Annotated in this window: 10 protein-coding genes, 2 tRNA genes, 1 rRNA gene and 1 pseudogene; 7 read left to right on the top strand and 7 right to left on the bottom strand. The window is 37.8% G+C overall.

The genetic code is table 11. The features are described from left to right. Positions 1-7: 7 nt before the first annotated feature. The 6 genes and pseudogenes from AC52J8_RS18230 to AC52J8_RS18205 form a co-directional block, all read right to left on the bottom strand. Positions 8-382 (bottom strand): hypothetical protein, encoded by a 375-nt coding sequence (locus AC52J8_RS18230; protein ID WP_014207668.1) that lies wholly within the window; start codon positions 380-382, stop codon positions 8-10. 101 nt (positions 383-483) lie between these two features. Continuing rightward, a pseudogene (locus AC52J8_RS18225) lies at positions 484-1,452 on the bottom strand (M57 family metalloprotease). Positions 1,453-1,589: 137 nt separating this feature from the next. Further along, on the bottom strand, positions 1,590-2,495 hold the full coding sequence (locus AC52J8_RS18220) for a matrixin family metalloprotease (protein ID WP_140157927.1): 906 nt from the start codon (positions 2,493-2,495) through the stop codon (positions 1,590-1,592). A 329-nt stretch (positions 2,496-2,824) separates the two neighbouring features. Beyond that, positions 2,825-4,762 (bottom strand): molecular chaperone DnaK, encoded by a 1,938-nt coding sequence (gene dnaK, locus AC52J8_RS18215; RefSeq protein WP_086400361.1) that lies wholly within the window; start codon positions 4,760-4,762, stop codon positions 2,825-2,827. Positions 4,763-4,880: 118 nt separating this feature from the next. Further along, a complete protein-coding gene (gene grpE / locus AC52J8_RS18210; protein WP_002115470.1) occupies positions 4,881-5,435 on the bottom strand; it encodes a nucleotide exchange factor GrpE in 555 nt (184 codons plus the stop codon). Positions 5,436-5,597: 162 nt separating this feature from the next. Further along, positions 5,598-6,491 carry a LysR family transcriptional regulator gene (locus tag AC52J8_RS18205; RefSeq protein WP_005804902.1) on the bottom strand — a complete coding sequence of 298 codons (894 nt, stop codon included), beginning with the start codon at positions 6,489-6,491 and terminating at the stop codon, positions 5,598-5,600. A gap of 106 nt (positions 6,492-6,597) precedes the next feature. Between AC52J8_RS18205 and AC52J8_RS18200 the strand changes: the two genes are divergently transcribed. Both AC52J8_RS18200 and AC52J8_RS18195 read left to right on the top strand, forming a co-directional pair. Next, the gene (locus AC52J8_RS18200) at positions 6,598-7,464 is read left to right on the top strand and encodes an MBL fold metallo-hydrolase (protein ID WP_086400360.1); all 867 of its coding nucleotides are present in this window, start codon (positions 6,598-6,600) and stop codon (positions 7,462-7,464) included. Between the two features lie 391 nt (positions 7,465-7,855). Further along, on the top strand, positions 7,856-8,086 hold the full coding sequence (locus AC52J8_RS18195) for a hypothetical protein (protein WP_000733015.1): 231 nt from the start codon (positions 7,856-7,858) through the stop codon (positions 8,084-8,086). Between the two features lie 169 nt (positions 8,087-8,255). Here the strand turns inward: AC52J8_RS18195 and AC52J8_RS18190 are convergent, their stop codons facing one another. Further along, positions 8,256-8,588: a hypothetical protein gene (locus AC52J8_RS18190; protein ID WP_208753406.1), complete on the bottom strand. Its 333-nt coding sequence runs from the start codon at positions 8,586-8,588 to the stop codon at positions 8,256-8,258. 210 nt (positions 8,589-8,798) lie between these two features. Here AC52J8_RS18190 and AC52J8_RS18185 point away from each other — a divergent pair, with 210 nt between their 5' ends. From AC52J8_RS18185 to AC52J8_RS18165, 5 genes are all read left to right on the top strand, one after another. Beyond that, positions 8,799-9,869: an alpha/beta hydrolase gene (locus AC52J8_RS18185; RefSeq protein ID WP_197738954.1), complete on the top strand. Its 1,071-nt coding sequence runs from the start codon at positions 8,799-8,801 to the stop codon at positions 9,867-9,869. A gap of 157 nt (positions 9,870-10,026) precedes the next feature. Then, positions 10,027-10,584: a peptidylprolyl isomerase gene (locus tag AC52J8_RS18180; RefSeq protein ID WP_063099633.1), complete on the top strand. Its 558-nt coding sequence runs from the start codon at positions 10,027-10,029 to the stop codon at positions 10,582-10,584. 391 nt (positions 10,585-10,975) lie between these two features. Further along, a 16S ribosomal RNA gene (locus AC52J8_RS18175) occupies positions 10,976-12,513 on the top strand. 59 nt (positions 12,514-12,572) lie between these two features. Then, positions 12,573-12,649, top strand: a tRNA-Ile gene (locus AC52J8_RS18170). A 55-nt stretch (positions 12,650-12,704) separates the two neighbouring features. Then, positions 12,705-12,780 (top strand) — tRNA-Ala (locus AC52J8_RS18165). The last annotated feature ends 302 nt before the right edge of the window (positions 12,781-13,082 follow it).

Below are 13,082 nucleotides of genomic sequence, written 5' to 3'. Positions count from 1 at the left end.
AAGATGATTACTCTAATTTAACCGCTTCCAAAATATCAAAAATAACTGACGTAACATCTTGGCTTAAATCACGATCATTAAAGATTTCATACGCAGTGATCGTGACATCAGTATCACTTGGTAATTGCTTTTGCTCTTCTTCAATTAAATGTTCAATCGGTAACAGAGTCTGTTTTACTTCAAGATGGAGAATATCTTTATATTCGATATTTTCATCCTCAAGCTCGATTTCATGCTCATTGAAAAAGGGAATTAAAATAGAATGGAGGTATGGCTTAATTTCAATAATATCAAACAGTTCAATGTCGCGAGTCTGTTCAATTGTGCTGATATGATCATTTACTTCAATCAGGATATGATAATAGCTCATCTTGATCTCCATTCTATTTTCGTTAGCTCTTATGACCACAATAACATGACTTTGATATCTATTTCGATGTATCTACATAGAAATAGATACATCATTTTATATCAAGCTCTTAATTATTGAGGTAAAGCACTTAATAGATCACGGTCAGCATCCGTAAGTCCAGTGATTTTTTTGTCACCATCTTTACGTACTGAGTACATCAATGCATTTGGTTGATCACTATGTTTTAAACCAAGTGCATGTCCTAACTCATGAGCAATGGTTAAACGTAAGTCATCAATAGATTTAAACTCATAAATCACAATTTGTTTGCCGTTATAGATACCTTTTTTAAAGACATCCGCTTGAGCATTTTGCTTAAATTGGTTCAATGAATTATTAAACTCATTATTAATCTGATTAAAATGAGTCACTTTGACATTTAAGTCTTTAGCTTGCTGATTATATGCAGCAATTTCTTTCTTTAAAGCAACAGTTTGTTTTTGCAAATCTTTCTGAGTTTTAGCCAAAGATTTAGCGCTGTATTCAGGTGCTAATTTGCCTTGGTTAAGCTGCATCATTAGTTGGTCAAGATTTTTCAATTTGCCATTCAAAATCTGCTTCTTATTTTCAAGCTCAGACTGAGTTTGACCAAGAGTTTGCTTCAGTTGCTTAATTTGTTGCTGTTCATCAATTACACGTTGCTGTTCTTGTTGGAACTGAGCTGCAATTTTTTGACGCTGTTCAGAACGGCTTTGACTATTATCGTAAACTAAACGAATTTCTAACTTTGCATTTGGATCATAAGTAAAATAATCCTGTCCAGTACCTTGTTTCCAAATGTCCGCAGCTTGTTGACTAATTTGAATTAATTGGTCTTGGCTTAAACCAAAACGTGGATCAATATCAGCAATTTTATAAGTCAAATGTTGACCTGTTTTTTGCTGGATTTGAGTATGTGCTGGAGTTGCAAGATTAGCATTAGCCTGAAAATTAGAAAAAGCAAAGGCTACGCCTAATAACAAAGATGTTAAACGCATAATCGAAGGGGGGAGATTTTAAAAAAAACGTATTATAAGAATATAAAATGAAAAATCAATCAAAAAACGTACAAATCAGAAAAATAAATGAGACTTTAGTCTCATTATTTTTTACCAAATGCCAAATTATTTTTTAGAAAAAATTTAATATATTTGGTTTTATTTAGTTTTTTTAATTATTTAACTTTAACGATTTTTCCTTAATTTGGTCTATAAATTGAACTTAATAAATCTAAATCTGAATCTGTTAGTTTAAAGTTATGAATATCTTGCTCTTTTAACCGTGGATACATTAATGATTTAGGATCAGTAGTATGTTTTAGTCCTAATGCATGGCCGAACTCATGAGCAAGGGTCAAACGTAAGTCATTTAAAGAAGCATAGCCGTAAATCTGGATTTGGTTTTGACTGAATAAACCTTTATGGAAGGGTTGAATACTATTTTTCTGCTCTAGTTTGAATTGTGTTTTTAAAGCGCTTAAATCACTTTGCTCTCGATTTAGCTCTTTAATTTTTAAGTTAAGTGATTGAATCTTAAGATTTAGAGTGTTGGATTCATTTTGTAAATCTTCCGATTTTTGCTTTAGTTGTTTTTGCCATTCTTTTAAATTATTGGCACTAGAGTACTGCTGTTCTCCTTGATTAAAGCGCGTTACCTCTTGTTGATATTGTTCAAACTCCGCTTTTAGATTGGCCTTTTTCTTGTTCAAATCAGTTGATAGTTGAGCAACCTCTTGTTTATTTGAAACAATTTCTTCATTTTTAATGTGCCAAGCTTCCTGCTTTTGCAAAAGTGCATCCAAATTGTTTTGCTGTTCATCTTTAACCAGTTGATGATCATCATAGATTAAGTTAATTGACAATTGAGCCTGTGAATCATAAATAAAATAGGTCTTCCCAGTTTCTTTTTGCCAGATTTCAGCAGCTTGCTGACTTACCTCGACTAATTGTTCTTTAGTAAGTTGAAATCGTGGATCAATAAAAGCAATTCGGTATTTTAAAGGCTGATGAGATGAATTAATTGGCAGATTGCTTTGAGCAAAAAGTGTTGTTTGTAAGCCCATGCATAAGCATAAGCTCAATCCCCACCATAGAAATTTTTTCATGGCAAAATAAAAAATATAAATAAATCTTATTGTTAGCTACTTAATTTAATTCGTCAAAACGATAAAAATCTCAATAGATTAGGTGAGGTTTGTGATATTGGTCGAAAAATTAAAAAAGATGTTCTTAGACTTGGCAATAATCAAATAATTAATGTAGTAAATAACAGTGATTTTTTAGCAAAAAAATATTATTTAAAATTAAATATTTAGTTTTTATCATTGATCTTTCTGACAGAAACATTTGAATAATATCATTAAAAAACTTATTGTTACTTTTTGTAAACAATAAAAAACCGCGCCTAAGCACGGTTTTTTATTAAAGAAACAAATTATTTTTTGTCATCTTTAACTTCAGTGAACTCAGCGTCTACAACACCATCATCTGCTTTTTGTTGACCCGCATCGCCTTGGAATGCATTTGGATCAAAGCCTTCAGCACCACCAGCTTGTTGCGCTTGTTCATAAGCACGTTGAGTGATAGGCATCAAGATGTTTTGTAAAGCTTCAGTTTTTGCTTTGATATCTTCTACATCATTTTCTTTTGTTGCTGCTTCAAGTTCAGAAACGGCAGTGCTTACAGCTGTTTTTTCATCTTCAGTAACTTTATCACCAAGATCTTTAACAGCTTTGTTCGAGCTTGAAATTAATGCATCAGCTTCGTTACGCGCTTTTGCAAGTTCTTCAAACTTACGATCTTCTTCAGCATTCGCTTCAGCATCTTTAATCATTGCTTCGATTTCAGCATCAGACAAACCTGAGTTCGCTTTAATCTGGATCGATTGCTCTTTACCAGTGCTCTTATCTTTAGCAGATACTTTCAAGATACCATCAGCATTGATGTCGAAAGATACTTCAATTTGTGGCACACCACGTGGAGCAGGTGGAATATCGCCTAATTGGAAGTTACCCAACAATTTGTTTTGTTGAGCCATCTTACGTTCACCTTGGTAAACTGAAATGTCTACAGCAGGCTGGTTGTCAGCAGCAGTAGAGAACACTTGTGATTTCTTCGCAGGAATCGTCGTGTTTTTCTCAATGATTGGTGTTAATACACCCCCCATTGTTTCAATACCTAAAGTTAATGGCGTTACGTCTAATAAAAGAACGTCAGTTTTGTCACCAGACAATACCGCACCTTGAATCGCAGCACCGATTGCAACTGCTTCGTCAGGGTTCACGTCTTTACGTGGCTCTTTACCAAAGAATTCTTGTACTTTTTGTTGTACAAGTGGCATACGAGACTGACCACCAACCAAGATCACGTCAGAGATGTCTGAAGTCGAAAGACCAGCATCTTTAAGTGCGATTTTACAAGGCTCAATTGTACGAGCAACTAAATCAGCAACTAAACCTTCAAGTTTCGCACGTGTTACATTGATCACTAAGTGTTTAGGACCAGTTGCATCAGCAGTGATGTATGGAAGGTTGATTTCAGTTGCATTTGATGAAGAAAGCTCGATTTTTGCTTTTTCAGCAGCTTCTTTCAAACGTTGTAACGCAAGTGGATCATTTTTCAAGTTCACACTTTGTTCTTTCTTAAATTCTTCAACTAAGAATTCAATTAATGCGTTATCAAAGTCTTCACCACCAAGGAAAGTATCACCGTTTGTTGATAACACTTCGATTTGTTGGTCGCCATCAAGGTCTGCGATTTCGATGATTGATACGTCAAAAGTACCACCACCTAAGTCGTAAACTGCAACTTTACGGTCGCCTTCTTTTTTGTCCATACCGAACGCAAGTGCAGCAGCAGTTGGTTCGTTAATGATACGTTTAACGTCTAAACCAGCGATTTTACCCGCATCTTTAGTTGCTTGACGTTGAGCATCGTTAAAGTAAGCAGGAACAGTAATAACTGCTTCAGTAACTGTTTCACCTAAATAGTCTTCTGCAGTTTTCTTCATCTTTTTCAAGATTTCAGCAGAAACCTGTTGAGGCGCTAATTTTTTATCGTTTACTTCAACCCAAGCATCGCCATTGTCTGCTTTGATGATTTTATAAGGTACAAGACCGATATCTTTTTGTACCGCTTGATCTTCATAACGACGACCAATTAAACGCTTGATAGCGAATAATGTATTTTTCGGGTTAGTTACTGCCTGACGCTTAGCACTTTGACCAACTAAGATCTCGCCATCTTTATAAGCAATGATCGATGGAGTTGTACGTGCGCCTTCAGCGTTTTCGATTACTTTTACTTTATCGCCTTCAAGTACAGCAACGCATGAGTTGGTAGTACCTAAGTCAATACCAATAATTTTTGCCATGTGACGTTTTCCTCAAAAATTCTTTTGCAATGTTTTTGCTTGTTATCCGATATGAGAGTGAATCTATTTTTTTCAAGCGTTTTAGCGAAAAAAAATCTAAAAACTCTCAAAAAATTATTTATTGACCAACCATAACCATAGCAGGGCGCAATAAGCGACCATTTAATGTATAGCCCTTTTGTAAAACGCTACCGATTTCATTTGCTTTAGCATTTGGGTCAATACCGACAGCTTGATGTAAATCCGCATTGAAGCCATTTTTCGTATCAGCTTCTACAACACCAAATTTTTCAAGTGTGGTTAACAGCGACTTCAAGGTCAGTTTAATACCTTCAAGTACTGGCGTTTCTTCATCGCCAGCCGCTTGAATTGCACGCTCTAAATTATCAACAGAATCTAGTAATTCTTTTGCAAATTTTTCAAGCACAGTCTCTTTATGCTTGTCAGACTCACGTTGAATACGCTCTACACTTTTTTGTGCTTCGTAAACTGCATTCGCAGTACGTGCTTTTTCAAGTTTTAGGCTTTCTTCTAATTTGGTGATTTGCGCTTGTAAAGATTCAACGGTAACGTCGTTTGCTTGCTCTACACCTTCAGCCTGAGTTTGCTCATTAGATTGCTCTGCTTGCTCGTGTTGAATGTCTTGAGCTTGCTCATTTTGCTCATTAGCCATTGATGATCTCCGTTTAAATGGGTTTTTAAACATGTACAGTCCTTTTGGCATCAGCATTTACTGGGTAAAACCTGAACTGCCATGCATATGCTGTAATTCATTAATAGGGATGAAGTATGGGCATTGCCTAAAAATTCAAGCGTACACGGCAATTTAAAACTTTTAATTTTGCGGTTTTAAGTAAAAATCTAAATTTTCGATCATAAAAGCAATAAATTCCTGAGTTATTTTGGGCAAATGTTGTCTTGAAGCATATACCACCGACAAACTTAATTCGGGAGCCGAAAAGTTTTTAAATAAAGGAACTAATCGTTTTTCTTTTAAATCTTTTTTAACTAATAAAGTCGGTAACATTGCCACACCTTGAGCATGTACACACATGTCATAAACAGCATTTACATCATTACTTTTAAAGGTGACGTTTAAAGGATAATTCTGCGGTTGCTGTTCAGTATCAAAAAGTGTCCAAAATTGATGTTGGCTATGGTGAGCTAAACATTCATGTTGAATAAGTTGCCTTGGATGGGAGAGGGGGCTGTGTTGCTTTAAATAATCAGGATGAGCACAGAATACAGACTCGATTTGACAAACAGGTCGTGCAATTAAACCATCGGCAACTTTTTGCGTTATACGTAAGGCTAAATCGACCTGAGCATCAATTAAGTCCATTGTATTTTCGGTCAGATATACATCAAATTGAATATGTGGATGTTGCTGTTTAAATTGGCGAATACATTCCCCAACCCCTAATTGAAATAAAAATAAACCACAAGTAAAGCGAATCGTACCGTTATGTTGTTCGGGTGCGGCTAACTCTTGTAAAAGTTGCTGTTGTTGTAAAATATTCTCGCAGTAGAGTAGGGCTTTTTCACCTGCTGGAGTGAGAGATATTTTTCGGGTATTTCTTTGAAATAGTCGAGTTGAGAAGGTGTGCTCTAGGTGCTCAAGATAGCGAGAAACCATCGCACGGGAATAATTTAGATGTTCGGCGGCTTTGGTTAAATTGCCATGTTGAGCAATAGAAACAAAGACGTGTATGGCTTTTAATGTGTCCATATGCTTTATCATTATTACAATATATGCAACAGTTTATCTTAATTTAGTGCATTTATCTTACAAGAATTGCAATTTAAAGTATTTCTCATGAAATTGGAGATACATAATGAAATTTTTTAAATTAACTGCTTCAGCCCTAGCAACTGCCACTGCTTTAACGGTAGCTTCCTCAGCTTTTGCGCAAGATTTGAAGATCCAAAGTTTTCTGGCTAAACCCGAACATTTCGGCGTGACTTCTACTTTAATTGAAGGCGATAAAGAAGTTCTGTTGGTGAATGCACAATTCTCAAAATCTGAAGCATTACGTATTGCTGCCGATATTCTCGATAGCGGTAAAACACTAAAGACAATTTTCGTAAGTTATGGCGATCCGGACTATTACTTTGGTTTAGATGTATTTAAACAATACTTCCCAAATGTACAAATCATCGCTACGCCGGAAACTGTTAAACATATCCAAGATACTCAAGCGCTTAAGGTGAAATATTGGGGCCCACAAATGGGTGCAAATGCGCCTAGCCAAATTATTGTGCCTCAAGCTTATACCGCTAAAACTTTAAAGCTAGAGAATGAGTCAATCGAAATTAAAGGTAAGAAAGAACTTACTTATTTATGGATTCCTTCTTCAAAAGCAGTCGTAGGCGGTATCCCAGTATCTTCAGGTATTCATTTATGGATGGCAGATACACCAAAAGTTAAAGATCGCAATAAAGTGATTCAAGCTTTAGAAAGTATTAAATCACTCCAACCTCAAACAGTTGTCCCAGCTCATATGGTTGAGGGAGCTCCACAAGGTTTGGATGCGGTTAACTTCTCTATCGACTATCTCAAGAGCTATGAGAAAGCGGTCAAAGTAAGTAAAAATGCGAGTGAGCTAAGTCAGCTCATGCAGAAACAATATCCAACATTGAAGAGTGTGGATAGCCTAGAACTAGGTGCAAAAGTTGTAAAAGGTGAGATGCAATGGCCATAATTAAAATCGAAACACTATAAATTTTCTAAAAAGCCGTGGTCTATCCCCGGCTTTTTTTATGAAATAAGGCATTTTCAAGTAAAAAGTCTCTGTAACATTCTACGCACCTTATATAGCGTTTCTATAAAGAGAAAATTTTTAACGAGAGTAAAAGGCTAAGATAAAAATTAGAAATTGATAAAAATAAACAAAAGCTTAAGTTATAGCTTCTATATAAAAGGTAGAGGTGAGGCTTAGGAAGAGGTTTTAATAAAAAATTGCACAATTTGTACTTCTATTACTACAAAAGACAACCAATGATACGCACGCCAGAAAAAAAAATTGTGAATTATAGGCAGCGCGAAGATGAACTTTGCATTTAAATGTTTGTCGTAATGAAAGGAAAGTGATTATGAAAAAATTAGGTCTTATCTCTGTAGTACTTGCTGGTGTTGCTTTTACAGCTGTTGGTTGTGCATCTGAAGCTGGCTTAAATGCATCAGGTTCAGCTCAAACTAGCGCTAGCCCATCTGGCGTACAAGCTGGTGTTGGTGTAGATGCAGGTGTTTCTGGTCAAGCACAACCAGGTCAAGTTGATGCTGGTGCTTCTGGTTCTGTTTCAGGTTCTGCAACTGCTCAGTAATTCTTAGCGATAAGAACAGTTAAAAGATTATAGAGTACATATATTCAAGATGCCGATTTATATATGAAATGAGCTGCTACTCATTATTCTATAGTCAAGAGAATGTGGATTTCTCAACAAAAAAGCCCCAAGAGATTTTTTCTTTGGGGCTTCCATATTTCAATAGATTTTAGTCATCATTATGATAATCTCTATGATTGTGATCACGATCTTCTAATCTTTTCTTCTCCCATTCACGGTGTCTTTTTTCCCACTCACGACGATTTCTATCCTGTTCGCGAGCATCTTTACGTTGTTGTTCGTATATTCTCTTACGCTCTTCCCAACGTTTTCGTTCCCAGTCACTATAGCGACGTCCATCATTGCGGTCATAGCGATCATCATCATGATCATGATCATGGTAACCATAACCACCGCGGTAATAAGGATCATCTGTATAAGCAACACAACCTACAGTTAAAAGACTGGTTGCTAATAAAGTAACAACTAGTTTTGCTGACATAGCACAATCTCCTTTTGTCTGTTAACAATAATTGGCAAAAAAGTCCTGTTTTAAACGACAGATTTGTTAATGACATTTGCTATAAATCAGATTAGCGTAGATTGGTTTTTACCTTTGTATCTTGATTACATGAGTTGTATGCGAATATAGTCAAACAACAAAGAATTCTGTAGAAAATATGAAGGATAAGAGGAATTCATGGAGATAGGCATGACAGCATTTAATCAAAAAATTCAAACATTGCTAGATAAGGGCCAAGGGCCTGCTGCTCGAGCTCTTGATAAGTTACCTCGATTAGCTCAAGAATCACTTGCCAAAATCCTTGGATATGCCTACCAATACCCAGAGCTCGACTCGTTTACTAAATGTATGATGGCCGTACAAATTAAACAGGGACGTATTGGTTTCATTGGTTCAGATCCTATTGAGTCTAGACGGCAATTCGATACACAAATGTTGGCTATCCGTCAGAAATCAACAGAAGTTGATTCTGTAGAAGATATTCGCTTACCTCTTCAAAGCGGAACTATCTTCGCAAGACACTATCACCCGGCACCTAATAAAAAATTACCTCTACTAGTTTTCTATCATGGAGGAGGTTTTGTCGTGGGTGGATTAGATACTCATGATGAGGTGTGCCGCATATTGGCGAAATACGCAAAAGTACAAGTACTCAGCATTGATTATCCTCTTGCACCAGAAGTCTCACCTCAACATTTAATTCAATCATGCGAAGATGCATTGGCTTGGGTCTATCAAAATCGTAGACAGCTAAAAATATTAAAAAATCGTATTGCTGTAGCAGGGGATAGTGCAGGCGGAAATATCAGTACGGTTGTAGCTCAACGATCAGTAAACAAACCTTATGCTCCACAAGCACAGCTTCTCATTTATCCTACAGTTGATTTTAAAAGCCGACATCCTTCTTTTTATGCTTATAACGAAGGATTAGTTTTGACGGATAGCGATATCAATTATGTTACCCAATATTATGCAACTCAGCATAATGTAGAATTAGATGATCCGATTATTTCTCCAACCTATGGTAATTTGAAAAAGAACCCGCCAGCTTTCGTGATTACGGCTGGTCATGACGTATTGCATGATGAAGCGAAAATTTATAGCTATAAGCTAAGACAAAATGGCGTCAAAATGCATTATGAAGAATATCCAGATCAAACCCATGGTTTTATAAATTTGACACCTATTTCGAAAAAGGCAAAAAGATATACTATCGAGATCAGTAAGAACTTCAGAAAGTTCTGGGATAAAAATAGTTAAACAAAAGCTTAGTCCATGTTTCACGTGGAACGTGGACTAATACTCAAATCTAAAATATAAAGCACTAAATAAAAGATAATAAATACTCACTAGAATTCTTTTATATAGATGATTAAATTTATCCTTCATTAAGTTTGGCATTTTGTTGTAGGAAGATATGAAAAAATTATTAATGTTATGTTGTTTGGGTATAAGCAGTCATTCAGTCTGGGCTGACACTCTAGTTGAAATGCAAACAAATTTAGGCAATATTGAAATACAACTTTATGATGATAAAGCACCAAACAGTGTGAAGAATTTTAAAGACTATATAAAGTCAGGCTTTTATAAAGATACGATATTTCACCGTGTAATTCCTGGTTTTATGGTGCAGGGCGGTGGACTTACTGCAAATATGCAGGAAAAGACTACGCGAGCACCTATCAAAAATGAAGCTGGAAATGGAATTGCTAACACACGCGGAACGTTGGCGATGGCTCGTACTGCAAATCCTGACTCAGCTACTAGTCAGTTTTTCATAAACGTTGCAGATAATAATTTTTTAAATCGTTCTGCGGGTAATGCGGGTTACGCAGTTTTTGGAAAAGTAATTAAAGGAATGGAAGTGGTTGACCGTATTGTTCAGGTCCCTACATCAAACTATGGCATGCATCAAAACGTACCAAAACAGTCTATAAAGATAGTAGATATAAAGTTTAAAACTCTCCAAAAATAAATTAACTATATAAATCATATATTTGTGTATTTTTGAGATTTTTTTTGGCTGAAAAAGAACCGGTCGAACGTGCATATTTATAAAAGTGCTTGCGTACCAATTTTTTTTCCCTATAATGCACTCATCCCGACGCGATACACGAGAATATCTTAGCTTACAGGGTTAAGATGAAAGCTTAGTATTGCGTTGAATTCTGTCTCTGACGAAGAGCGGAAAAATCATTAAGAGAATTGAAGAACAACTTGTGTGGATTTTTACTGATTGATTAATCGAAATAATTTTCATTGATTGATTGGTTTAAATTACTCGAAGTTTATTTGAGCGAAATTTAAGTCAGTAATTGATGAGCCAGAATTGGTACCTTGTCTTTAAATAAGGTACAAAATGATTTTAACTGAAGAGTTTGATCATGGCTCAGATTGAACGCTGGCGGCAGGCTTAACACATGCAAGTCGAGCGGAGAGAGGTAGCTTGCTACTGATCTTAGCGGCGGACGGGTGAGTAATGCTTAGGAATCTGCCTATTAGTGGGGGACAACATTTCGAAAGGAATGCTAATACCGCATACGTCCTACGGGAGAAAGCAGGGGATCTTCGGACCTTGCGCTAATAGATGAGCCTAAGTCGGATTAGCTAGTTGGTGGGGTAAAGGCCTACCAAGGCGACGATCTGTAGCGGGTCTGAGAGGATGATCCGCCACACTGGGACTGAGACACGGCCCAGACTCCTACGGGAGGCAGCAGTGGGGAATATTGGACAATGGGCGCAAGCCTGATCCAGCCATGCCGCGTGTGTGAAGAAGGCCTTATGGTTGTAAAGCACTTTAAGCGAGGAGGAGGCTACTTTAGTTAATACCTAGAGATAGTGGACGTTACTCGCAGAATAAGCACCGGCTAACTCTGTGCCAGCAGCCGCGGTAATACAGAGGGTGCAAGCGTTAATCGGATTTACTGGGCGTAAAGCGCGCGTAGGCGGCTAATTAAGTCAAATGTGAAATCCCCGAGCTTAACTTGGGAATTGCATTCGATACTGGTTAGCTAGAGTGTGGGAGAGGATGGTAGAATTCCAGGTGTAGCGGTGAAATGCGTAGAGATCTGGAGGAATACCGATGGCGAAGGCAGCCATCTGGCCTAACACTGACGCTGAGGTGCGAAAGCATGGGGAGCAAACAGGATTAGATACCCTGGTAGTCCATGCCGTAAACGATGTCTACTAGCCGTTGGGGCCTTTGAGGCTTTAGTGGCGCAGCTAACGCGATAAGTAGACCGCCTGGGGAGTACGGTCGCAAGACTAAAACTCAAATGAATTGACGGGGGCCCGCACAAGCGGTGGAGCATGTGGTTTAATTCGATGCAACGCGAAGAACCTTACCTGGCCTTGACATAGTAAGAACTTTCCAGAGATGGATTGGTGCCTTCGGGAACTTACATACAGGTGCTGCATGGCTGTCGTCAGCTCGTGTCGTGAGATGTTGGGTTAAGTCCCGCAACGAGCGCAACCCTTTTCCTTATTTGCCAGCGAGTAATGTCGGGAACTTTAAGGATACTGCCAGTGACAAACTGGAGGAAGGCGGGGACGACGTCAAGTCATCATGGCCCTTACGGCCAGGGCTACACACGTGCTACAATGGTCGGTACAAAGGGTTGCTACCTAGCGATAGGATGCTAATCTCAAAAAGCCGATCGTAGTCCGGATTGGAGTCTGCAACTCGACTCCATGAAGTCGGAATCGCTAGTAATCGCGGATCAGAATGCCGCGGTGAATACGTTCCCGGGCCTTGTACACACCGCCCGTCACACCATGGGAGTTTGTTGCACCAGAAGTAGCTAGCCTAACTGCAAAGAGGGCGGTTACCACGGTGTGGCCGATGACTGGGGTGAAGTCGTAACAAGGTAGCCGTAGGGGAACCTGCGGCTGGATCACCTCCTTAACGAAAGATTGACGATTGGTAAGAATCCACAACAAGTTGTTCTTCATAGATGTATCTGAGGGTCTGTAGCTCAGTTGGTTAGAGCACACGCTTGATAAGCGTGGGGTCACAAGTTCAAGTCTTGTCAGACCCACCATGACTTTGACTGGTTGAAGTTATAGATAAAAGATACATGACTGATGATGTAAGCTGGGGACTTAGCTTAGTTGGTAGAGCGCCTGCTTTGCACGCAGGAGGTCAGGAGTTCGACTCTCCTAGTCTCCACCAGAACTTAAGATAAGTTCGGATTACAGAAATTAGTAAATAGAGATTTCGGTCTTGGTTTATTAACTTCTGTGATTTAAGTATCACGGTATTAAGCATGACCTGACGAAGGCGTGTTTATTCATTAACAGATTGGCAAAATTGAGTCTGAAATAAATTGTTCACTCAAGAGTTTAGATTAAGCAATTAATCTAGATGAATTGAGAACTAGCAAATTAACTGAATCAAGCGTTTTGGTATATGAATTTAGATTGAAGCTGTACAGTGTTTAAGTACACAGACAACAGATAGTAGCGATGAAGAAT

Source organism: Acinetobacter sp. S-1 (assembly GCF_059579785.1).
The sequence above is the reverse complement of the archived record's forward strand: the minus strand, read 5'-3'. Positions and strand labels throughout refer to the sequence as shown.